Raw genomic sequence first — 22,169 nt, forward strand, 5'->3', positions numbered from 1 at the left:
GTTTTGGCTCTCATTCGACAGGCTAAATTTCATAATGCCGCTCACGCCCGTCGCTGGTTTGCCGCGCACATCTCACAAGCCTTTGCCCTACTCACCACACCTTTTTCTCTACTTTGGTAAAGCCATATCACTATGATAGACTTGTCTAATCAATTCGGCCAATGAGTTGATAATCGTTTTCTTTTTGGGCAAATTCATCGTAGGAAGAGGAGGTCGCGATGATGGATGAAAATATATCAGTAATTGCTGAAGCAATAGTATTCACCAAGAGAGAAGCACAGGTAATACAATTGTTGAAAAATGGGAAAAGTACAAAGCAAATTGCCTTACAACTTGGGATGGTCACGCGCTCAGTTGAAGTTCACCTGACCTATATCTATGCAAAATTGAATGTTTGTTGCCGAGCCGAGGCGGTTGCGAAATTGATTCGCTTGTACGAAAAGTAACAACCCTCGGGAATCCGCAAGTTGAAGTTAAGGCGGATTAGTTGTACTATGATTCTATATGTTTACAAGAAGGGAGTAAACACCCATGCTGAGCCGACGCGACTTCATCAAAATGATCGGGGCATTTGGTTTCGTATTAACACCGTTGAACAAACTGCTAAGAGTATCTTCTCTCGGGTCATATGGCGAGGGTTCGCCGGAAGGAGAATTGTATGAGGGCTTTGTGCTCCTTGATCTAGATGCTCCGATTCCATTTTTCGTTGGGTGTGCACCTAGCCCCATTCTTTGCCAGGTAGATGAAGGTGATGAATTTGATCCTGACGTGGTTGCATACAGAGGAGAAGTTTTGGTATTCGATAATATCGAAAAATTAAAAACCAGTATTGACTTCCGCCTATTTGTTCCTGGTTCATTGCCTCATAAAATGACATTCTTACAAGGATATGTCGTTAGATTCGCTGGTTCGGGAGAGGTATGGGAAGCAAGACTCGACTTTGGTTTTGAAGATAATCAGGAATCATTGATTAGCCTTTCGGCTCGCCCAATATTTGCCCAACCATATCCAGTATGGCCCGTGCTTGCTTACCCTAAAAAAGATGCAGGCGACTTTATCCTCGATGATGAATATGTTGTCAAAAAGCCCGAGAAAGTAGTTTATACCCCTAAACGAGGTATTATGATACCTACTGAACAAGGCTATACATTGCAATGGATAAAGAAAAATATACTCTACACTATGTTTATGGAGTACGATGGATGGCATGACAACCCCGAAAAAGTTGGAGGGTCCCTTGTTGAAAACTGATATAGTTTGGGCATATTCTTAATGCTACGGAGGATAAAATGGCTATTGTAACAGTTTATGTTAGAAGCCCATTCTCGGGATGTATTACTGGTCGGAATAACTACTGCAATGGCAATTGTTCAAATCCAGATGGTAATTGTAATGGATCTGGTAACCAACATGGCACATGTCGGGGTTGGTCTAATCCCGTTGACATAGGAGGGAGTGGTAATGTGTATCTCCGAGTTAATTACCCGAATGTGCGTAGAGCTATTACTTATATAGGACTTCATTGCTGTGGCAGTGCTAGTTGTGGTGACAATTTTAAACGCACGATAAGTGTGGAATTATACGGGTTAAACAACACAGGTTACTGCTATATTGGAACTGTTATGTATGGGCATGTCTCAAATCCTGCAGTTACAAATGGCGGGATATATAACCTAACTAGTAGCATCTTATTGCTTGGAACTGCCACGACAGGATCATGTACCGGTTGTTCCACTGGAGCCCATTCCCATATGGAAAGATTAGGCGGGTCAGTGGTTGCACCTTGTTGTGGTGCAACCGTAACTACTTCCACAAATATCTACAAATTTACATGGGATAATGCTCAAGTTTGTGATTGAAGCATTTTTTCTGTCGCGTTTGTGCTTTATCAAAACTACCCATAAACTTCCTGAACACTATCGGTCGGTATTGTAACACTCCATAGTCATGAGTCTCATGGATATTCAGCCTCTGACACTAACGTTTTTTCGTCTACTTCTCGGAGTAATCTTTCTGTCCTCATTTATCGGAAAGGCTGGTCAGCCACGTCGCTTCGCAACCACATTAGCCGCCTTCAATCTCATCCCTAGCGCATCAGTACAACCGATTGCTTTTATCCTAATTGGCACAGAGGCAGTTATTGGTAGTTTGTTATTAGTGGGGTGGCAGACTCGAGCGATTGCAGTTTTCAGCGGGATTATGCTTATACTTTTTACTGCCGTTATTGCATTAAGTTTAATGCGTGGATATACAAATTTAGAATGTGGCTGTTTTGGGGCGAAACATACTCAAAAAGTCAACTATCAACTTGTTGGTCGTAACGTTGCTCTGTTGATAGTCGCTTTCTGTATAGCGATCTGGGGTGGCGGCTTAATGTCATTGGACAACCATCCACTCGTTTGGGAAAGATCATTGATGACGGAGATACTTCTACCGTTTGTGCTTATTTGTGCAGGCGCGTCGATTTTTGCCGTGCTTGTACGGCAGTTGTATCGGATGTTACAGCGAATGACTTTGGAGGAATGATGACTGGATTTTGGCTCGTAAGTTATATCGTATTGTGGCTAATCATGATTGTAAGTGGCTTGACGATTATTGCATTAGCACGCGAGATTGAGGCATTGCACAAAAAGATCGATTCTCTTGGCACATATCTCTCCACTTCAAATAAAGAGAGGTAGTCTGCCGATTAGAAATGGTTAGTGAGTGATTAATTATGTTCTTGAAAAATCAGACTAGGATTCTATCGGTTTCTTTGCTTGTGTTTTTCATTAGCCCGAGTTGTGCAATTATTACTTCGCCTACTCAATTGCCAACATCGCCCGCGGCGACGAAGACGCTACAAACCGAATTTGGTCTAACTGCGGCTTCCATGGAAACAGAGAGCCTGAAAGACATTATGCCCCCCCCTACTCCAATTGTCACAAATACCCCGACTCCAGTTCCACCGGGTGTATTTGCATTCTTGTTTTATCCCCCTCTTATCATGAATTACGATACTTCTAAATGGAAAAGGGTAGATGTAGGTTTCCTTCAATCTTTGGTTCTTGAAAAGTGTCAATTAGAAGAAGTTGGGCCTTCAGGCAACTTCCCGATTCCCGATGAAATCCTTCAACTAGGCGACATCAGATATCAAGTTACAGTTTCTGACAAAACCCCACCTGGACTGATTACAGCCCTTTATATCGAAGATCAATCACTAAATGGCTACGATTACAGCTTAGGAGTGGCAGTTGTGATGCTTCAAGCCAAACCATCCGAATGGGACGAGTGTAAAACCTTGGGAGAAATGGTGTTATCCACATTGCATGTCCCATGAAATTTTCAAAGAAACACTCAAAAGTCCGCAAAATCAGCAGCTGAGAATTTAAGCCTTCAACTTCTCCCCTTTCTGGTCATACAACACAGGCGCGGACACCTCCGCGACGCGCATACCTTCGATCAACTCGACATCCACGCGAGTGCCTGCTTTTGCCAGCTCAAGCGGCAGATAGGCGAGCAGGATATTTTTCTTCACGGTGTAGCCGTATCCGCCGCTTCTCACGCGGGTGAGGACTTTGCCTTCGTGGTAGATCGCTTCGCCGCCGTAGATTTGGGTGAAGTCTTCGCCATCTAAAATCAGCGTGCACAATTTTGTGGCGAAGCCTTTTTGTTTCTTCTCGAGCAATGCAGACTTGCCGATGAATTCGCCTTTGTCAAAGTTGACGCAGAATCCCAAGCCTGCTTCGAACGGGGTTTCGAGTTGGGTCACGTCGGTGGTGTAGTAGCGATAGGCTTTTTCGAGGCGGAGGGAATCCATCGCTTTGTAGCCGCCGACTTCCATGCCGAAGCCTTTGCCCGCGTGCATCAACAAGTCCCAGACCATCGAGGCGCGGTTGTTGGGGATGTATAACTCCCAGCCGAGTTCGCCAACATAACTGACTCTCTGCGCCCAGACTTTGACTCCGTTGATGGCGATGAAGCGCGCTGTCAGATATGGGAACGCTTCATTCGTAACTGAATCAGGCGTCACCTTGGAAAGAATCGAGCGGGACTTTGGTCCCATGATGGCGAGAGTCGCCCAATCCGTTGTGATGTCGCGTAGAGTCACGTCGTCATCATCTTGCGTGTGCATTTGAAGCCACGCCAGATCGTTGGCGATGAATCCCGAACCCGTAACAACCCAAAATTTATTTTGCTCGATGCGCGCCACAGTGACATCGGCTTCGACGCCGCCGCGCGTGTTGAGAAATTGAGTGTAGGTGGTACTGCCGACGGGTTTATCAACATTCGAGTCGGTAACGCGTTGCAAAAGTTTCAACGTATCGCGACCCGTGACTTCGATCTTGCCGAACGACGTGAGATCGAACAACGTGGCGCGTTCGCGTGTGGCTTTATGTTCTTCGCCGACGCGCTCGAAATACGGAGGCTTGTTCCAGCCCCACGTTTTTTGATCCGCGCCCGCGCGCCGCCATTTTTTATCGGGCGAATAATACAACACGCGCTCCCATCCAAATTTTTCGCCGAAGACCGCGCCGAGTTCTTGCGTGCGATGATAAACGGGACTCATGCGATGCGGACGCGCCGCTTCATTTTCATCGTTGGGGAAACGAATCGCATAATAATATTTCACGCTCTCGACCGTGCGCTCCGCGGCATATTGCGGATCGGTAAAATAATTTCCGAAGCGCGTGGCGCGATACACGTTGACGTCCATCGGCGCTTCACCTTCGACGATCCATTCGGCGAGCAGTTTGCCCATGCCGCCCGCGCCGCCATAACCGTTGAGCGACATGCCCGCCAACATCCACAATCCGCGCGCGCCAGCGACGGGTCCGAGCATCGGTTGGCAATCGGGCGTGTACGCGCCAGGGTGACACGTGATGTCTATGATGCCCGCGTCTTTCAAAAATGGGATGCGCCGAATCGCGCCTTCAAGCAACATCTCAAATCGTTGATACGAATGCGGCAGAGTCGCGTTGCCATGTTCCCACGGCGTGCCGTCAATCCAACGCGCGGGCGGGTTCGGTTCGTAGCCGCCGATCACGAGTCCGCCCTGCTCTTCGCGCATGTACACCAAATTATCGGGGTCGCGCAGACACGGCGTGTTCTTCGGGAACTCATGTCCCGCCACCGCTTTGAGCGTGATGTGCTGATGGTCAACGGGTGTGGTCGGCAACGGCACGCCCACCATCGCGGCGAGTCGCGGCGCCCACATGCCCGCCGCGTTGATCACAAGATTCGTTTTGATCGCGCCCTTATCGGTGATCACCGATTGAATTTCTCCGCGCGGCGAAAGTTCGAGTCCTGTGACGCGCGTGTTCGTGTTAACGTCCACGCCCATCTCTTTGATGATGCGCGCCAGCCCCGTCGTCGTGTCGTATGGGGAAAGATGCCCATCGCGCGGAAGATAGATCGCGCCGTAGAGATTCTTGTCGGTGATCTGCGGCATGATTCGGACCGCTTCGGCTGGGGAGATGATCTCCACCTCCATGCCGATCGCCTTCGCCCGACTCACGCTTCTTTCCAACTCTTTGAGCTGGTTCGCGCTGGACGCCACCCTCAAACTCCCGACGTGGTGAAAGAACCCGAGCTCGCTCCACAATTCGATGGAATATTTGCGGAACGACATCATCGTCTTCGACGTGGCGAACTGCGTCACCACTCCCGCCGCGTGAGACGATTCTCCGCTGGCGATATCGCCTTTCTCCAGCAAGACAATGTCGCGCTTGCCGAGTTTATGTAAATGGTATGCAACGCTCGTTCCGTAAATTCCGCCGCCGATAACGACGATTTCTGCTTGGGTTTTCATTTTCACCTTTTTGTTGAAACGACCCCGAGGGGGTCAAATGATTCTAGATCACGCATGATCGAATTCAAACCCCGAAGGGGTGGCATTATGTCATCCCTTCGGGATTGGACAAAACTTCGACGATTCTATAATCCTACCATCCCTTCGGGATTAGACTCCCCAAGACGCGAATCATTTTTCCACATCAGCCAACCACCCCTCAAACTTCCTCGAGTCCATCTTTTCCTCCGCCCTGCCCCAGCGTTCGATTGCCCAGCCCCAGAAGTCGAAGTCAATGGTGGAGATATCCGCCTGGATCGCCGCCCAGAGTCCCCAGCCCACATCGGACATGATCATATTCAACTTCATGCGCGCGATCATGGCGGGAGTCGCTTTGCCGAAATACGCGGCGCAAACTTCTGAGATTTGAGAATCAGAGAATTGCATTTCTTGACAGGTATTGCCAAGTTCAAATGTTGGGTCGTTGTTGCCGCTGTATTCGTAGTCAATGAGCCAGAGTTGACTCCCATCGTCAATGTAGTTTTCAGCGAGCAAGTCATTGTTGCAAGGAACGGTTGCAAGCGGCTTGGCATTCATCGCTTCCTCGATGCGATTCACTGTGGACATTCTATCCAAATATCCATCGGGGATTTTGATGGCGCGGTCACGGCAGAGGCTGAGATAATATTCCGTGAGGCGGAACATGTTGAAGTCGAGGAGGAAGCGTGAACCAGCGTGGAGTCGCTTGATGGCTTGCGCCATGCGCGTCGGTTGTCCCGACTCGTTGAGCGAATCCTTCGACATGGTTTTGCCATTCAAGAATTCAATCACCATCACGTTGTATTCGGGCAGGTGATAAAAAATCTTCGGCGCAACGCCCGCCTGCGACGCAGATTTGGTGTTGTGGTATTCGTTGGCGCGGTCAATCGCGAGGAGCTCGGTGCTGGCGCCAGGCACACGCACAAAATACGGCGTGCCATCCACTTCCACTTTGAAATTGGAGTTGGTCAGTCCGCCAGAGAGCGGCGTGACGGAAATATTTTTTCCATTCCATTCGGGAATTTTTGTGACAACTTCATCAATGACGGACATGCTCTCCTCAAACGTAAACAAGTAGACACGGAAACACGTACACACGTGTCTGCTTGTCTACCTGTTTACTTGTGTACCTGTTTACTGTCTTTTCAAAGAACCAACACCGCTTCCTTCGAACACATCACCTGCTCTTTCGCGCCGATGGCAGGCAGTTCAAGGAAGGGATTGTTGAACGTGTCCATGTTGAAATTGGTGTTGCCAATTTTGATTTGGATGCGGACCACCGAACCCAGGAAAGTAATGGTTTCGATGGTGCAATCAATGACGTTATCTTTCTTCGGCTCAACGGCAAAACTGAAACGCTCGGGTCGCACGGAAATTTTTACCTTGTCGCCTTTCTTGCGGCTTGCGAAATCCTCTTCGGCTGTCTTGAAGTGGACGCCGTCCATCGCAAGGATTCCGTTCGCGGGGTCAACCACTTCGGCATCGGCATTGTTGAGCGAGCCGACAAAGTTCGCCACGAATTGCGTTTTGGGAAAGTTATAAATTTCAAAGGGAGTGCCGACTTGTTCCATCTCGCCGACGTTCATCACCACGATTCGATCTGAAATGGATAACGCTTCTTCCTGATCGTGCGTGACAAAGATGGCGGTGATACCTAAACGCTTTTGAATCGCTCGGATCTCCTGCCTCAGTGAAACACGGATCTTCGCATCCAACGCGGAGAGCGGTTCATCGAGCAGAAGCACTTCGGGACGGATGGCAAGCGCGCGGGCGAGCGAGACACGTTGTTGCTGTCCGCCTGAAAGTTGGTAGGGATATTTGTTGGCGTGCTTCTCGAGGTTGACGAGGTTGAGCATTTCATCTACGCGGGCGTGAACATCAGTTGCATTCGTCTTGCGAATGCGCAGACCAAAGCCAATGTTTTGCGCGACAGTCATATTCGGGAAGAGCGCGTATGCCTGAAAGATCATTCCAACGTTGCGCTGGTTCGGGGCTTTGTCGGTAATATCAACGCCGCCCAGTGTAATCTTGCCAGAGGTTGGGAGTTCAAACCCAGCGACCATGCGTAGCGTCGTCGTCTTTCCACAGCCTGAGGGACCGAGGAACGAGACGAATTCACCTTTCTCTATGCCGAGGTTGAATTTATCGACCACTACCACATCGCCAAATTGTTTGGTCACATTTTCAAGAGTCAAATAAGACATGAGGATTCTCCGCTGCAAATATCTTTAGTGCGCGCCTGTGGCTTGTCCCTGCCCGCCGGTGACAAATTGGATCATGCCCATGGCAAGCCAGGTCATCAGGAAGGTGACAAACGACAACGCGGCAGGTTCATACGCTTTATGCTGACCGATCAAAAACAGGTATGGACCGAATGCGTCCACGCCAAGGAACGAGGCTAACGTCACTTCGCCGACGACGATCGCAAATGTGAGCAACGCTCCGCTCAATAACGCCGACCGAACATTGGGCAGAATGACTTGCGTGATGATGGTAAACCACCCTGCGCCCAAACTTTGCGCGGCTTCGGTCAACGTGCGGATGTCCACCACGCGCATACCGGTGTCCACCGAGCGGTACATGTAGGGCATGGCAAGCACCATGTAGCCGGCGGTGATCAACGCGTACGTTCCAAATTTCGTCGTAGTTAAGGGCTGGAACAATTCAATATCGGTAAACGGTATGGTGAAATGCGTGCTATACGTTCGGATGAGACCGAACACGAGGATGATCGCCGGGATGACGAACGGCAACAGCGTGATGAATTCCGCGATCCGCCGTGCTTGGGGCACACGCAATCGAATCCAGTAAGCAGTCGGAACGATTAGGATGGCGCTGCAAATAATTGTCGCGACCGCAAGGGCATTGGACAATAAAAAGGTTTCCAGAAAGCTTGGGTCTTCAAAGGCGCGTTCATAGGCTTTGAAGCCGAGAACATCCCGCTCCATGCGGAGGGAGTGCCGCAAGGTGGCGAATAATGGCACGAGGAAATAGATCGCGCCGAGGATGAACCAGACCCAACTCCAAAACCGACCGCCGATCCGCAATAGCGACCAGCGTTTTCGATCCCGCCCGATCGAGACATCAACAGATGATTCGCTCATCGCAACCACCTTTCAGAAACCTTTTGAAGCCACGAATACCCAAGAAGCGACACCGCCATAATGATGACCATCCCCATTGCCATGGCATAGCCCAAGCCGGGGTTATGCAACACATCTCCGCGGATCTGCGCGCCGATCTGTATGGTGATGATGCCCAGCCTGCCGCCGGTCAAGGCGTAGGCGGTGGCGTAGGCTCCGAAGGCGTTGCCAAATAAAAGGATCATCGAACCGAGGATGGAGGGAAGCAGGATCGGCATGGCAACCCGCGTCCAATATTGGAAGTAGGATGCGCCCAGATTTTCGGCGGCTTCGCGCCATTCGCGCTTCAAACCGTCCAGCGCGGGGACCATCACCAGCACCATCAAAGGGAATTGAAAGAACATGTAAATGGCTGTTAATCCCCAAAACGTGTACAAGTCGAAACCCGCTTGATACAAATCAATATTCAAGTTGTCTTTCAGCAGGAGTGTGACAAATCCGCGTCTGCCCAGGGTGGCGATAAATGCAAACGCCAGAGGAACACCGGCGAAGTTCGAAGCAACGCCAGAGAAGGTGATCAACGCTGAGCGTAATTGTCGCGGCAAGCCGCCCACCGTAATCGAGTACGCAAGCAGGAAACCAAATATCCCGCCTCCAATGGCGGTTGCCGCGCTGATTTGAATGCTCAATTTATATGCGTTGACAATTGACGGGGTTTGGAGAAGCAGGGCATAATTTTCCAGCGTAAACTGCCCCTCTTGATTGAAAAAACTCCCTTCCACAAGATACAACGAAGGGAAGATGATGAACATGATGGCAAACAAAAAAAACGGGGATACGCCCAGCCAGTTTTTGAGATTTGAAGGTTCTTTGATTTTCGGAAGGGCTATGGAAGTTTGAGCCATGTCAGAAGTCCTCAAACAATCTTCGTGCTATTGGGCGAGACCCTGCCGTGCGGCAGGGTCTCGCGTTTTTGGTGCAGAAAATTTCCTTACGGAGCGGCTTGAATGTTCGCGCCGACAGCGGCATCCCAATTTCCGGTGATGAGCGCTTTGGCGGCATCCAACTGAGCAACGGTCGGGAACACTGCGCCGGATACATCAGGCAACTTGGCAAGCAAGTCGGCTGGGATCACGCCGCGATCGCGCATATCTTGTTCGCGGATCGGGTGGCAGTAACCCTTCATCCAGATCGTCTGACCTTCATCTGAATAGAGGAATTCCATCCACAACTTGGCGGCGTTCGGGTGCGGAGCGTAGGCGCTGATCGCTTGAACGTACACGCCGGCGAAACGACCGGAAGCGGGAATCACAACCTCAGCCTTCGGGTTGCCTTCGAAGGAATCGACAGCGGCGAGGGCGTTGTAGTCCCACGTAATGCGGACAGCGGTTTCACCGGTAGCAACCAAGCCGTTATTGGCGATCAACGGGACGAGGTTACCAGCGGAGTTCATCTGGGCGAAATAGTCGAGACCAGGCTGGGCGTCATCGAGCGAGCCGCCATTGGCGAGGGAAGCCGCAAAGACGGATTGAATCGCTTGATTGGAGGTGCGAGGATCGCCAGAGAGCGCGACCTGCCCGTTATATTTCGGGTCGAGCAAGTCTGCCCAATCTTGCGGGACTTCAGGCTGAACATCGGTATTCACGAGGAAGGACAACACACCGTAATAGTCGCCATACCAGTAGCCTTCGGCATCCTTGGCATCGGCAGGGATCGAATCCCACGTGGAAACTTTGTACGGCTGGATCAGTCCCTCAGCCTTGGAGGAAGGACCGAACGCAAAACCAACGTCAATGACATCGGGAGCCTGCGGACCGGGGTTATCCTTGTTCGCTTTGATGGCTTCGATCTCATCGCCGGAGCCGGCGTCTGGGTTCAATTCGTTGACTTCGAGCCCATATTTCGACTTGAAGGTCTCGATGGCTTCGCCGTAATTGCACCAGTCGTGCGGGAGCGCGATGGTGGTGAGCATACCTTCCGCTTGCGCGGCGGCGATCAAATCCGCCATCGGGTCGGCGGCGGGCGCCGCAGTTGCGGGGGCTTCGGTGGCTGGCGCCTCAGTCGCGGCAGGCGGTTCCGTTGCGGCGGGCGCTTCGGTCGCGGCGGGTCCGCATGCGGCAAGCGCAAGGCTCGCGAGAAGCAACAACGAGAATAGCTTGTACAAACTCTTTCTAGTCTTCATTCTCTCTCCTTTGAGATACATTGACTTGTGGAGAGCCACATGCTCTCCATCGTTTTCGATTATATACTGAACATTTCAAACACGGTTAATCATTTGTAAAGACCACTTTAACGGGCGACTTCCTCCACCTCCTCATACCAGCGCACGCGCGTGCCGACTTTATCTCGCATCTTCCATTGGATGGACTTCGGCATGGAGTCGAACACCTGCAGGATTTCGCCAATCCGCTTCTTAATCTGACTTCGTTCTGATTCAGCCAGCGCAAGCGACTCCTCGCTTACGGTTTCTTCGACACGCTTCAAGTTGATCGCGGTAGTTTTGTACAAGCCCCAATCGGCGCCGCACAACAACTCAAGACGCCGAAGGTTGATGCAATTCTCATCGCTTGAACCAGTTTCCACGTAGAGAAGAAGCGAAGCGATATCCAGCGCGTCTTTGCGGTTCAGATCCGCGATCTGCGCTTTCGTCAGCAACAATTCCGCGGGCGGGATCGTGACCGGATGAAGATGGAGTCTATCTTCGAGGGGAATCTTGTGACACATCACAAACGTGCCGACGAAAACATCCACCTTCATCTCGGAGTCGTTGTGAAAATAGATCTGCCGCTGGTCGCCGTTCAGCAAATTAAATTTTTTGTGCGGGGAATATCCAGCCTGCTCCATAAATTCTTGAAACTCGCGGCGCCGCTTCGCCTCAACGATCAGGTCGAGGTCGCCAAAATCGCGCGTGAATATCGGATGTTCCGCTGTGTGATGCGCCTTCACTGCCAGCCCGCCAAGCGCGCGCAAAAGGATGGACTGCTCGCCGGCAGCGGCGATCAACCGATTCATTTCAATATAGGCGTCTGGCTGAAAAGGCACGAAGCGATTCTACCAATAAATGACCCTAAAGGATTATCCGGAATCCTTTAGGGTCAGAACTAGAAATTTTGAAGCGGCTACTCGGCAGGGATTTCAGCCTGCACTTTATCGAGGTCGATGCCCTCGCCCTTGCGCCGGGCTTTGAAGCCGTAGTAAATCGCCGCGGCGGATACATAACACGCGCCGAGGAAAATGATCGAGTTAGTGTTCTTGAAACTGATTCCATACAAGCCCGCGCCTTCGCCACCTGAGTTCAACCAGGGGTCGAACATCCATTCGATCAACAGGAAGCCAAGGAAGCCGGCAAAGATCACGCCCGCAACGGTGATGAGCGGGATGCCAGCCACTTTCATTTGGGCAATTGGCGAGGCTTCGAAGAGCGCTTTCTTTTTGTACGGCAGAACGATTGCGGCAATGGCTGTGCCAAAGTACATAATGGCAATGCCTTGCGTGGCGGCAAGCGTGATGGAGCGGAAGCCTGCCACGTTATAAGCATACAACGCGGCAACAACGATGGCTGGCAGGATCATGTACAACATCGCATTCACCGGCGTGCCGTTCTTGTTCAACTCTGCGGCTTTTTCCGGGAGCAGGCGGTCAAACGCGGCGGCGAAGATCACGCGGGTCGAGGAGAGGAACAACGTCCCTGCCCAGCCGAACCACCACGTGCTCATCAACAACAGCACGACGATCTGCACGAGGCGATTGTCAGTGAGGAAGACCGCCAGCATCGCGGGGTTGGGCCAGACCGGAAGCGGAGGCGCTTCGGTTACGTAACCCCACGCGTAATTCCACCAAGCGGCGTTCGCTTGCACGTAGAAATCCCAGCCGATGGTTTTGGCAACGCCGAGGAAGAACACAATTCCCAACGCGGTGGTGATGACAAGCGCCCAAGCCATGCCGGCAAAGTTCCGTTTGTAATCGGTCGCGCCACGCACTTCACCATACAATGTCGCGCCCCAGTTGGGCCACAAGTTGAAGAAAACCAGATACGGGAGAGTCAGCATGATGAGTCCGAACGAGCCGCCCGTCAACGGGGTTGAAGCGAACGCGTCCACGCCGGCTTGGGCGGTCGCATCGTAGAGTTCGCCCTGCGTGCCAAAGTACGCGGCAGAGTTGGAAGCGAGTCCCGCTTTGAACGCATCCGGCGAACCGGTGAACAGCAAAACGATGACGATCAGCAATCCGAGCATGCCCGCGTAGAACGAATACTTCTGGACGCGCGCGTAGTTCTTCATCCCAAGGAAGATAACCAACGCCACAAACCCGAGGGTCAGCAAGGAACACACAAACAGGGCGTTTCCCTGCCCCGCGAACCACACCGCGGCAGACTGCAAACCGAACGCGCCAAGCAACGGGGTTAGCACGATCTGGCGGAGCATATCGCCGTAGATGGGAGTCCACAACCAAAGCGTGAACCACCAACCCGTGATGGAGAGGATGAAGCCGATGCCGCCGCCGAAGATGCGCGTCTGCCAGACGTAATCGCCGCCCGAGCGGGGCATCACGGCGATCAATGAGGCGTACACAATCACCTCAAAGATGATGAACGCCGCGCTGATGAGCAACGCGGGGATCATGCCTCCGCCGAAATAATACATCTGGCTGAAACTGTAGAACCCCAACGTCACCAGATTGATCGAAAAGAACGCGTAGATGAACGCGTCCATGACCGACCATGAACGTACCATGCCGGTCGCCTTGCGGACAAATAAGTTGCTCATTTCACATCTCCTCTATTGAATTGAGTCGTACCGCAAAATTCATTTTGCGAGTACCCGGCGGGAGAAACCTGCCATGCCGTCGGCTACTGTACATAACACAAAACCCGAGCGAGAGTTATCCTGATGTCAGCACGTAATCATATTGCTCCCTGCGCCGTCCCGGCGCAGGAATTCCCTTACAAACGCCGCCGAGGACGGCGGCTGAAGCAAGTTACAGAGAGTTATCCTGATGTCAGCACGTAATTTTCGATCTTATCCTTGCCCAGTTTCACAATTGCCCCCAACAGAGTCCCCTGTTCGTACATCGAGCCGGGGTTGATGCACAACGTCTTGCCCACTTTCATCGCCCCGCGCCCTTCGTGGATGTGCCCATGCAAGCCGAGAAGCGGCTCATATTTTTCGATGGCTTCGCGCAGAGCCGTCGAACCGACCGGCTTCAAAGCCTGACCCGCCAGCACGGGACGCAAATCCTTATCTAGTTCGGGAGCCTCGTCCAGTCCAGACCGATACGGCGGCACGTGGACGTTGAACACCGCGTTCTTCGGATTCTTCAACTTGGAGATCATCGCTTCATACCGGACCTTGAGCTGGTCCTCCCCCTCTTCCCGGTGCGTATCCCACGGAGTTCGGTTGCTCCAACCGGAGGCGATCATCTCGTGATGTTCATCCAACTGCGTCACCTGCCCCTCGACCAACAATACCCGCTTCGACGCGCGGATGACATCGTCCACTTCATCCATATCGTCGTTGCCCGGCGAGCAATAGACTTTCATATCCGTGCCGCCCAATTTTTTCTCGGCAATGTCCATCCACTGTTGGACGACTTTCAACACCTCGGCATTGAAAATTTCCGAAACGCGATTCGGATCCTTTTCCAATTCCGCCATCTCATCGGGATTCGTCAAATACGGATAATAGCCGCGACTGCGCACGCGCTTCTTCATTTCGGCGAGTTCGTCCGCATTGGTAATTGGAAATTCCTGTTCGAGCAAAGTGACTTTGTAATTCTCCCCGCCCTGATGAATAAACGGCACGACCGCTTTTCCGGTCATATCGCCCCCAAGGATCAGCACATCCACTTCATAAAATTTCCCCGCGTTCAAAAACTTGTTCCAGCAAATATCCGAACCATGAATGTCTGTCGCAAAAAACAGTTTGGTCACGGTGGTTTCCTCCGCAAGGGATTTGGATTGACTTCGTTATTGTGCTGTCGTTGATTATATATCCTTAGCCACAGAGTTCACAGAGATCACTGAGATCAATTCTCAAATTCTCTTTAGACACGGAAGCCACAGATTTCACTGATTTTCACGGAAAAGAACTTTAAATTCTACGTGTTTTCCGTGAAACTTGTGCTGAGCCTGTCGAAGTATCCGTGTACAAAAAAAAACGAGGATACAGACTCAAGCAATACTCTCTTACGGATACACCCTCTTGATCGTCCTCGGGAACGGAATCGCTTCGCGGATGTGTTCGATTCCGCACAGCCATGCGACGACTCGTTCCACTCCCATACCGAATCCTGAATGCGGAACGGAGCCATACTTGCGAAGTTCGAGGTACCACTTGAACGCTTCTTCGGGTAATCCTTCTTTATGAATTCGCGCCAGCAACGCGTCGTGACTCGACATGCGTTCCGAGCCGCCGCAGATTTCGCCGTAGCCTTCGGGCGCGAGCAAATCTACAGACTTGCAGACTTCGGGGCGACCTGGCCATGGCTCCATGTAAAACGCCTTGACCGCGCTGGGGTAGCCATAGACAAATAGTGGCTTGTCGTGAAGTTTCGTCAACTCGGTTTCGTGCGGAGCGCCGAAATCCATGCCCCATTCGAATTTGAGAAGTTCCTTCTTTTCAGGGTCGGTTTCTTTTTCGTACAGGTCAATGAGATATTTCGCCGCGTCGTCATACGACATGCGCGGGAATGTGCCAGTGACGTTTTCCAGTTTGGTCACATCGCGCTCAAGGAATTTCAATTCGGCGGCGCACTCGCGCAACACAGTTTGGACGATGTGTTTAATGAGTCCCTCTTCCACGTCCATCAAGCCGTCCAAGTCGCAGAAAGCGATCTCGGGTTCGAGCATCCAAAACTCGGTGAGGTGACGACGCGTCTTCGATTTCTCCGCGCGGAAGGTGGGACCGAAGCAGTAGACTTTCCCGAAGGCGAAGATGTTGGCTTCGTTGTACAGTTGACCCGTCTGCGCGAGGTAGGCTTTACCCTCGTCGAAGTATTCGGTCTCGAAGAGAGTCGTTGTCCCTTCGGCGGCGGCGGGAGTGAGGATGGGCGTGCTCATTTCGAGGAAGCCGTTCGTGTCGAGCCATTCGCGCGTCGCCGCCATGACGGTACTGCGCACTTTCAGTATCGCCCACTGACTTTGCATCCGTATCCACAAGTGACGATGATCGAGCGCGAAGTCGGGACCGTGATCCTTGAGCGACATCGGGTAATCCAAGCCCGCCTCTTGCACGATCTCGATCTGCTTCACGCCGAGTTCATATCCGCCAGGGATTCCAGGCGCGCGCTTATCCTCCCGCACCGCGCCTGTGACGATCACCGACGACTCTTGCGGCAAACGCATGACCTTGTCGAACACTTCGGGTTCAAGGTCGCCTTTGAACGCGACGCATTGCACAAAGCCCGAGCCATCGCGGACGAGTAAAAAGCATAACTTGCCCTTGTCCGTGCGGTTGTAGACCCAGCCTTTGATGGTTATTTCTTGTCCAATATATTTTGAAATTTGCGAAACGCTGATTTGTTCAGCCATGTAGGGGATCCTTTATTTAGTGGTTGCGCCGATTATAGCAGATGGCATAAACTCCTACCTTGTCGGCGCATACATAAACAGGATGGCTGAAACCTCCAAGAAGTGTTTCCGCCTCACGGATGCGTATGGCGTGGAAATTGACGCGGGTCAGATTCACATTCTGATTTTGACAATCGTTGCCCCATTGACATGATGGCGCATGGCGATCAAAAGATGAAAAAGAAGGTAGAAAAACAAAAAAATAGACAAGAGACTCAAAAGGAGACTCTTTGTCTTAGAAAGTTACTTCTTTTGCTATAGTTGATATCATGTTCTGGCTACCGATCGTCCAGTGATAGTATCTGGAGTCCATAATAGTCTATTCTGGGGGATGCTGCGATCGCAAAGCCTCCGTGTCCCAAATCAGAATTAAGTATCATCTCATCATCGTTTATTGAATCTTCGTTTATAACAACGGAAACAACAAGATCTTCAATAACCAATCTTATATGATTGGTTCCTCCCCTTGAAAGATTAAGGTTATTAATAGTTCCATCGTAGAGTTTAGTAAGTCCTTTTTCAGGAGTAGTTGAATATAAACTCCAAGTGCCACAATTACATATTGTCAAATAATTGTTGTTTATTCCTATTTTATCCCTAAAATAAATACTATAACTCCAGGTATCTGTATTACTCGGATTAACAAATACGACAGATAATATGAAATTATGAATTTGTAGATTAGGAGAGTTTGGTCGAAAAATAAAGGAATTCGATTCATCTAAAGATCCATTCTGCGGTCCAAAAATTATTTCGGGTTCCTTTGTGGGTGTCATTGACGGTAGTGGGTGCGGTGTTTCAGTCGGTGTGCTGGGTATGGCAATTGCAGATGTCGAATGTGATGTTGGAAGAGCAGGGTGATCTTGAGGTGTGTTTCCGAACACTGATATAAGAGTGACGACAATAGTTCCAACAACCGTGATTAATGCCACAATAATCGTTGGGTCAATCTTCTTTTTCCCTTTAGTGGTTCTTGTTTTTCTCATGATGATTCCTCGAGGAAGTAGATAAAAGGTGATGTCATTTAGTAAGTAGCGCGCTCACCGTGTGTTGATTTTACAACAAAAGGAGAACTACTTCTTCCTCTCCCCCTACCCCTTCACCAGCAACTCCCTCGTCACATTCGGGTCTGCCTTGCCCTTGGTCGCCCTCGCTACTTGACCCACAAACCACTGCAGGAGAGTCTCTTTGCCCGCGAGATATTTCTCCACTTTGGTGAGATGTTAGGCGAACGCAAGAAAATGCGGAGGCGCGTAGAGCAGACGTTTCCGCATGGGTTCAGGAGATTGAGTTTCGCAGAGCGTTCGCAGGCGCTTCATCGTTGCCGCCGATTCGAGTAGGAAGAACGGCTCTTTCAACGCGCCGATCTCTTTTGTCCATGAAGGCGGTTGTTGATTGCTTCGTTGGGCAAGCAATTCTGTTAAAGCCGCGCTGACGGTCAATAAGCGCTGGTCTGTGGTGGATGGTCGAGGAAGAGCGCTAAAGTCCGTATTGGAGCGAGTCAAGTCTTGAACGAGACTGCGTAATTTGAGATGGTCTCGTTCAAGCGCGGCTTGGGCAAGTTGTTCAATCTGTTCCATATAAGTTCTCCCATAAATCCCAAAAAGCGTATTGCGCGGTCAACTCATCGCCCTTTACGAGAAAAGGTTCGACGCTTTGCCAAACATCATCTTTTTTTCTACCCTTTCCAACTTCCTGCAAAAGCCGTCGAGCGTCTGAAACATCAATATCGTCGCGCCATGCAGAGAGTTTCATCGCGAGCAATTGTTCCAAAGAAGGCGTTCGCGCTTCTATCCCAGGCGCTTGAAACACAATCGGTCCATTGCTAATGCCCACCAAATATCCTTTTGCGCCGTCATTCAACCAATCTTCTGTCCAGTCGAATTCTTCGGCAACACTTTTTGCCAGTTCTCGAACCAGACGGGCTTCACGCGGCTCGAGAATAACCGCGTCTATATCCCGCGTGGATGAGCGCGCGTCGAATTGAAGAACCATGACTGCGCCGCCAACGAGAGTCAATTGAATATGAATCCCTCTGGCTTGGGCTAGTTCTCCAAGTCGTTTTAAGCCCTCTTCGATTTCACTACGCGTAAATATTCCCATGGCTTTATTTTACACCACAGATAACTTACTTCCTCCTCCCCTCCAACCCCTTCACCACCAACTCCCTCGTCACGTTCGGGTCCGCCTTCCCCTTCGTGGCGCGCGCCACTTGACCGACGAACCATTGCAGGAGAGTCTCTTTGCCCGCGAGATATTTTTCCACTTCGGAGGGGTTATCGTTCAGCGCTTTCGTCACGGCTTCCTTGATGAAACTTTCGTCGGAGACTTGGACGAGTCCCTTTTCTTGGACGATATGTTCGGGGTCGCCGCCATTTCTTAGGAGTTCGCTCAACACGATTTTTGCCGAGTTGCCGCCGATGACTTTGTCGGTCGTCATGTCAATGAGTTTGGCGAACGATTCGGGCGGCAGAGTCACATCTTCAATTTTGATTCCCGTCTCGTTGACGTAGTGCATGAACTCGCCCGCGATCCATGAATGGACGGCTTTCGCTGAACTGTTCGATTTCGCGGCGACGCGCTCGAAGTAGTTCGCGAGAGAAAGCTCGGAGGTGAGAAAACGCGCATCGGACTGAGTCAAGCCGAAGTCCGAGATGAAGCGTTTTGTTTTTGCGTCGGGCAATTCGGGGAGAGTCGCGCGAATCGAATCGATCCAATCCGAATCCAAAATTAGCGGCGGCAAATCAGGCTCGGGGAAGTAACGATAATCATGCGCGCTTTCTTTGCCGCGCTGCGAATACGTCTTGCCCGTCGTTTCGTTGAAGCCCAACGTTTCCTGTTCGACGATTCCGCCGCGCGAAACAATTTCAGTCTGCCGCGCGATCTCGTATTCGATGCCCTGCGCGAGCGAGCGGAACGAGTTGAGATTTTTTATTTCAGTGCGCGTGTTGAGTCGCTCGCTCCCCGCCTCGCGCACCGAAACGTTCGCCTCAAAACGGATCACGCCTTTTTCCATGTCGCCCGAATTCACATCGAGATAACGCAGGATCGCGTGCAACGCGGTCGCGTAGGCTTTCGCTTCATCGGACGAACGCAGATCGGGCTCGGTGACAATTTCGAGCAGTGGGACTCCGCTTCGGTTGTAATCAATGAACGAGCGCGCGTCGGCGTGGGATAACTTGCCCGTGTCCTCTTCCAAGTGGACGCGGCGAATCCGAATCGACCTTATGCCTGCTTCAGTTTCGATGAGCAGTTTCCCGTCTGTTGCCAGCGGCTGGTCGTATTGCGAGATTTGATAGCCCTTCGGCAGGTCGGGATAAAAATAATTCTTGCGCGCGAAAATACTTTCGGTGTGGATCTGACACCCAAGCGCGAGCCCAACTTTGACCGCCAACTCGACGGCTTTATTGTTCAACACAGGCAACGCGCCAGGCTGACCCGTGCAAACGGGACAGATATGCCGATTCGGTTTTGCGGTGATTGAGTCGACAACTTCGCACCCACAAAACATTTTCGATTTTGTGAGCAACTCCGCGTGGACTTCAAGTCCGATGATGGGTTCGTAGTTCATAATTTCTATTGGCATGTCACCCTGAGCGCCAGCGAAGGGTCTCGTGTGTTGTGACAGAGATGCTTCGCTTCGCTCAGCATGACATGCTAGAGTGAGGGCTGTTTCGTGTGCCAATCCGTCTGCGATTGATACAAATGTCCAATGTGAAGCAGAGTCTCCTCCGACAAATGCGGACCCATGACTTGCATCCCGATGGGCAGTCCGTTCGAAAAGCCGCATGGGACAGACAGCGCGGGAATCCCTGCGAGATTGACAGCGACCACGAACACATCCGACAAATACATATCGAGCGGGTTGCTGATCTTCTCGCCGATACGAAACGCAGTCGTCGGCGCGACAGGTGTGATGAGCGCGTCGCAGGTCTCGAACGCTTTCTGAAAGTCCTGCCGAATCAACGCGCGGACTTTCTGTGCTTTTAAATAGTGGGCATCGTAATATCCAGCCGAAAGCGCGAACGTGCCAAGCATGATGCGGCGTTTGGTCTCCGCGCCGAAGCCTGCCTCGCGCGTCTTCAAGTAGACATCCATCAAATCGCCAGACTCGCGCTCCGACAGTCCAAACCGCACGCCATCGTATTTTGCGAGGTTGGAACTGGCTTCGGCAAACAGAATCAAATAATAGACAGGGATCGCATACTGCGTGTGCGGAAGCGACACTTCAAGGACTTCCGCGCCAAGCGATTCGATTTGCTTGATCGCGGCTCGAACGGAAGCGTCTACTTCTTTATCCAGCCCTTCAACGAAATATTCTTTGGGAATGCCGATGCGAAGTCCGCGTAAATTTTCCGCGTTCTTCAAACTCGCCGAATAACTTTGAACAGACTCAACGCGCGACGTGCTGTCTTTGGGATCATGTCCCGCAATCGCTTCAAGGACAAGCGCCACATCATACGCGCTCCTCGCCATCGGACCGATCGTATCAAACGACGACACCAGCGGAATCAATCCGTAGCGCGAAACTCTTCCGTAGGTGGTTTTGAGTCCCGTCACGCCACAAAACGACGCGGGCATGCGCACCGATCCGCCCGTGTCTTCGCCGAGCGCAAACGGAGCCAGTCCCGCCGCGACCGCCGCCGCTGACCCTCCGCTCGAACCGCCAGGGACGTGATCGAAATTCCACGGGTTGCGGGTGGTGAAGAAGCCAGAGTTTTCGGTGGACGACCCCATTCCGAACTCATCCATGTTGTTTTTGCCAAGGAGGACAGAGCCAGCCGCATGTAATTTCTTGATCGCGGTCGAGTCGTAAAACGGTTTATAGTTCTCAAGGATTTTTGATGAGCAAGTCGTGTTCACGCCGCGTGTCGAAAGCGAATCCTTTGCCGCGTAGGGAATTCCCGTCAGCGGGGTCAAACCTTCGCCTGACTTGATGCGTTCGTCCGCTTTTTTGGCTTGCTCCAACGCCACATCTTCAGAAACCGTGACGTACGATTTGATCTGCGGGTCGAGTCGTTGAATGCGTTCAAGATACGCGCGCGTCAACTCCGCCGAAGAAATCTTTCGACTGGAAAGTAGTTCGTGTGTTTCGTGGATGGTTAATTCGTGTAAATCCATAAATTTTCAAATCGAGTTATACAAGATTGCGCTTCATCAAAGACCTTCTTCGCGGAGTGACAACCATCCACGAATGTTCACGAATACCCTGACGGGCACATGTAAACGAATTGACGCGCCTCTATTCGTGAATTCGTGGTTTTATTCGTGGACGGTTCGTTACCAACGCAAAACTCCGCAACAAAAATTACCAATTACTACTTACCAATTACTTGTTACTGCTCCACATGCGCGCGCGGAATAACCACATACTCATCTTTCGACTGCGGAGCATTGGCGAGAAACTCCTCCGTCGGCACAGACTCTTCGACCTCATCCTCGCGCATCACGCTTTGATTCGCCGACGACAAATACGCAGGCGCGACATTCTCCGTGTCCACTTCATTCAAAACACCGACGTAATCGAGAATATCCTTGAACTGAGAAACGAACATCTTCGTCTCGTCCTCGTTCAAATCCAACCGCGCCAAAGACGCGATGTCTCGCACTAACTTTTCATCTACCTGAATCTGTTGCTTCTCGTTCATCGCCGATCAATTCTCCAATTCTCTAATTCTCCGCATCGCTACCAATCTCTAATCTCCAGTCT

21 protein-coding genes are annotated in these 22,169 nt (G+C 51.3%); 4 read left to right on the forward strand and 17 right to left on the reverse strand.

What is annotated here, in order from left to right; translation table 11 throughout:
- Positions 1 to 218: 218 nt before the first annotated feature.
- From AC16KF_RS06440 to AC16KF_RS06455, 4 genes are all read left to right on the forward strand, one after another.
- Positions 219 to 446: a LuxR C-terminal-related transcriptional regulator gene (locus tag AC16KF_RS06440; RefSeq protein ID WP_484036479.1), complete on the forward strand. Its 228-nt coding sequence runs from the start codon at positions 219 to 221 to the stop codon at positions 444 to 446.
- Positions 447 to 531: 85 nt separating this feature from the next.
- On the forward strand, positions 532 to 1,251 hold the full coding sequence (locus tag AC16KF_RS06445) for a hypothetical protein (RefSeq protein WP_484036480.1): 720 nt from the start codon (positions 532 to 534) through the stop codon (positions 1,249 to 1,251).
- Between the two features lie 705 nt (positions 1,252 to 1,956).
- Positions 1,957 to 2,526: a MauE/DoxX family redox-associated membrane protein gene (locus AC16KF_RS06450; RefSeq protein ID WP_484036481.1), complete on the forward strand. Its 570-nt coding sequence runs from the start codon at positions 1,957 to 1,959 to the stop codon at positions 2,524 to 2,526.
- A 346-nt stretch (positions 2,527 to 2,872) separates the two neighbouring features.
- Positions 2,873 to 3,319 carry a hypothetical protein gene (locus AC16KF_RS06455; protein ID WP_484036482.1) on the forward strand — a complete coding sequence of 149 codons (447 nt, stop codon included), beginning with the start codon at positions 2,873 to 2,875 and terminating at the stop codon, positions 3,317 to 3,319.
- A gap of 48 nt (positions 3,320 to 3,367) precedes the next feature.
- Here AC16KF_RS06455 and AC16KF_RS06460 read toward each other — a convergent pair whose 3' ends face one another.
- The 17 genes from AC16KF_RS06460 to gatC form a co-directional block, all read right to left on the reverse strand.
- Entirely contained in the window at positions 3,368 to 5,791 is a 2,424-nt protein-coding gene (locus AC16KF_RS06460; RefSeq protein WP_484036483.1) for a GcvT family protein, read from the reverse strand.
- A gap of 171 nt (positions 5,792 to 5,962) precedes the next feature.
- A complete protein-coding gene (locus AC16KF_RS06465) occupies positions 5,963 to 6,862 on the reverse strand; it encodes a phosphotransferase (protein ID WP_484036484.1) in 900 nt (299 codons plus the stop codon).
- Between the two features lie 92 nt (positions 6,863 to 6,954).
- Complete coding sequence (locus AC16KF_RS06470; protein ID WP_484036485.1) at positions 6,955 to 8,013, reverse strand: ABC transporter ATP-binding protein; 1,059 nt, start codon at positions 8,011 to 8,013, stop codon at positions 6,955 to 6,957.
- A 24-nt stretch (positions 8,014 to 8,037) separates the two neighbouring features.
- Complete coding sequence (locus AC16KF_RS06475; protein ID WP_484036486.1) at positions 8,038 to 8,913, reverse strand: ABC transporter permease; 876 nt, start codon at positions 8,911 to 8,913, stop codon at positions 8,038 to 8,040.
- Positions 8,910 to 9,797 carry an ABC transporter permease gene (locus AC16KF_RS06480; protein WP_484036487.1) on the reverse strand — a complete coding sequence of 296 codons (888 nt, stop codon included), beginning with the start codon at positions 9,795 to 9,797 and terminating at the stop codon, positions 8,910 to 8,912. Before AC16KF_RS06480 ends, AC16KF_RS06475 begins: the two co-directional genes overlap by 4 nt.
- Positions 9,798 to 9,883: 86 nt before the next feature.
- Positions 9,884 to 10,900: an ABC transporter substrate-binding protein gene (locus AC16KF_RS06485; RefSeq protein WP_484036527.1), complete on the reverse strand. Its 1,017-nt coding sequence runs from the start codon at positions 10,898 to 10,900 to the stop codon at positions 9,884 to 9,886.
- A gap of 281 nt (positions 10,901 to 11,181) precedes the next feature.
- Positions 11,182 to 11,934, reverse strand: coding sequence for a nucleotidyltransferase family protein (locus AC16KF_RS06490; protein ID WP_484036488.1), 753 nt, complete (start codon positions 11,932 to 11,934; stop codon positions 11,182 to 11,184).
- Positions 11,935 to 12,011: 77 nt separating this feature from the next.
- On the reverse strand, positions 12,012 to 13,658 hold the full coding sequence (locus tag AC16KF_RS06495; RefSeq protein WP_484036489.1) for an APC family permease: 1,647 nt from the start codon (positions 13,656 to 13,658) through the stop codon (positions 12,012 to 12,014).
- A 221-nt stretch (positions 13,659 to 13,879) separates the two neighbouring features.
- Positions 13,880 to 14,821 (reverse strand): metallophosphoesterase family protein, encoded by a 942-nt coding sequence (locus AC16KF_RS06500; RefSeq protein ID WP_484036490.1) that lies wholly within the window; start codon positions 14,819 to 14,821, stop codon positions 13,880 to 13,882.
- Between the two features lie 255 nt (positions 14,822 to 15,076).
- Positions 15,077 to 16,420, reverse strand: coding sequence for an asparagine--tRNA ligase (asnS, locus tag AC16KF_RS06505; RefSeq protein WP_484036491.1), 1,344 nt, complete (start codon positions 16,418 to 16,420; stop codon positions 15,077 to 15,079).
- 317 nt (positions 16,421 to 16,737) lie between these two features.
- The gene (locus AC16KF_RS06510; protein WP_484036492.1) at positions 16,738 to 17,445 is read right to left on the reverse strand and encodes a hypothetical protein; all 708 of its coding nucleotides are present in this window, start codon (positions 17,443 to 17,445) and stop codon (positions 16,738 to 16,740) included.
- A gap of 105 nt (positions 17,446 to 17,550) precedes the next feature.
- Positions 17,551 to 17,670: a hypothetical protein gene (locus AC16KF_RS06515; protein WP_484036493.1), complete on the reverse strand. Its 120-nt coding sequence runs from the start codon at positions 17,668 to 17,670 to the stop codon at positions 17,551 to 17,553.
- Between the two features lie 12 nt (positions 17,671 to 17,682).
- Complete coding sequence (locus AC16KF_RS06520; RefSeq protein WP_484036494.1) at positions 17,683 to 18,039, reverse strand: hypothetical protein; 357 nt, start codon at positions 18,037 to 18,039, stop codon at positions 17,683 to 17,685.
- Complete coding sequence (locus AC16KF_RS06525) at positions 18,026 to 18,562, reverse strand: nucleotidyltransferase (RefSeq protein ID WP_484036495.1); 537 nt, start codon at positions 18,560 to 18,562, stop codon at positions 18,026 to 18,028. Before AC16KF_RS06525 ends, AC16KF_RS06520 begins: the two co-directional genes overlap by 14 nt.
- Before the next feature lie 25 nt (positions 18,563 to 18,587).
- Positions 18,588 to 20,030 (reverse strand): Asp-tRNA(Asn)/Glu-tRNA(Gln) amidotransferase subunit GatB, encoded by a 1,443-nt coding sequence (gene gatB / locus AC16KF_RS06530; protein ID WP_484036496.1) that lies wholly within the window; start codon positions 20,028 to 20,030, stop codon positions 18,588 to 18,590.
- Positions 20,031 to 20,116: 86 nt separating this feature from the next.
- A complete protein-coding gene (gene gatA / locus AC16KF_RS06535; RefSeq protein WP_484036497.1) occupies positions 20,117 to 21,580 on the reverse strand; it encodes an Asp-tRNA(Asn)/Glu-tRNA(Gln) amidotransferase subunit GatA in 1,464 nt (487 codons plus the stop codon).
- A 215-nt stretch (positions 21,581 to 21,795) separates the two neighbouring features.
- Entirely contained in the window at positions 21,796 to 22,107 is a 312-nt protein-coding gene (gene gatC / locus AC16KF_RS06540) for an Asp-tRNA(Asn)/Glu-tRNA(Gln) amidotransferase subunit GatC (RefSeq protein ID WP_484036498.1), read from the reverse strand.
- Positions 22,108 to 22,169: the final 62 nt, after the last annotated feature.

This window comes from Candidatus Defluviilinea gracilis (assembly GCF_057138825.1).

Excerpts from the sequence above, each read along its gene's own strand:
- AC16KF_RS06460 (WP_484036483.1), bottom strand. The coding sequence starts at position 5,791 with ATGAAAACCCAAGCAGAAATCGTCGTTATCGGCGGCGGAATTTACGGA.
- AC16KF_RS06475 (WP_484036486.1), bottom strand. The coding sequence starts at position 8,913 with ATGAGCGAATCATCTGTTGATGTCTCGATCGGGCGGGATCGAAAACGC.
- AC16KF_RS06445 (WP_484036480.1), top strand. The coding sequence starts at position 532 with ATGCTGAGCCGACGCGACTTCATCAAAATGATCGGGGCATTTGGTTTC.
- AC16KF_RS06520 (WP_484036494.1), bottom strand. The coding sequence starts at position 18,039 with ATGGAACAGATTGAACAACTTGCCCAAGCCGCGCTTGAACGAGACCAT.
- gatB (WP_484036496.1), bottom strand. The coding sequence starts at position 20,030 with ATGAACTACGAACCCATCATCGGACTTGAAGTCCACGCGGAGTTGCTC.
- asnS (WP_484036491.1), bottom strand. The coding sequence starts at position 16,420 with ATGGCTGAACAAATCAGCGTTTCGCAAATTTCAAAATATATTGGACAA.
- AC16KF_RS06450 (WP_484036481.1), top strand. The coding sequence starts at position 1,957 with ATGGATATTCAGCCTCTGACACTAACGTTTTTTCGTCTACTTCTCGGA.
- AC16KF_RS06495 (WP_484036489.1), bottom strand. The coding sequence starts at position 13,658 with ATGAGCAACTTATTTGTCCGCAAGGCGACCGGCATGGTACGTTCATGG.
- AC16KF_RS06455 (WP_484036482.1), top strand. The coding sequence starts at position 2,873 with ATGGAAACAGAGAGCCTGAAAGACATTATGCCCCCCCCTACTCCAATT.
- AC16KF_RS06465 (WP_484036484.1), bottom strand. The coding sequence starts at position 6,862 with ATGTCCGTCATTGATGAAGTTGTCACAAAAATTCCCGAATGGAATGGA.
- AC16KF_RS06440 (WP_484036479.1), top strand. The coding sequence starts at position 219 with ATGATGGATGAAAATATATCAGTAATTGCTGAAGCAATAGTATTCACC.
- AC16KF_RS06470 (WP_484036485.1), bottom strand. The coding sequence starts at position 8,013 with ATGTCTTATTTGACTCTTGAAAATGTGACCAAACAATTTGGCGATGTG.
- AC16KF_RS06525 (WP_484036495.1), bottom strand. The coding sequence starts at position 18,562 with ATGGGAATATTTACGCGTAGTGAAATCGAAGAGGGCTTAAAACGACTT.
- AC16KF_RS06510 (WP_484036492.1), bottom strand. The coding sequence starts at position 17,445 with ATGAGAAAAACAAGAACCACTAAAGGGAAAAAGAAGATTGACCCAACG.
- gatA (WP_484036497.1), bottom strand. The coding sequence starts at position 21,580 with ATGGATTTACACGAATTAACCATCCACGAAACACACGAACTACTTTCC.
- AC16KF_RS06485 (WP_484036527.1), bottom strand. The coding sequence starts at position 10,900 with ATGGCGGATTTGATCGCCGCCGCGCAAGCGGAAGGTATGCTCACCACC.
- AC16KF_RS06480 (WP_484036487.1), bottom strand. The coding sequence starts at position 9,797 with ATGGCTCAAACTTCCATAGCCCTTCCGAAAATCAAAGAACCTTCAAAT.
- gatC (WP_484036498.1), bottom strand. The coding sequence starts at position 22,107 with ATGAACGAGAAGCAACAGATTCAGGTAGATGAAAAGTTAGTGCGAGAC.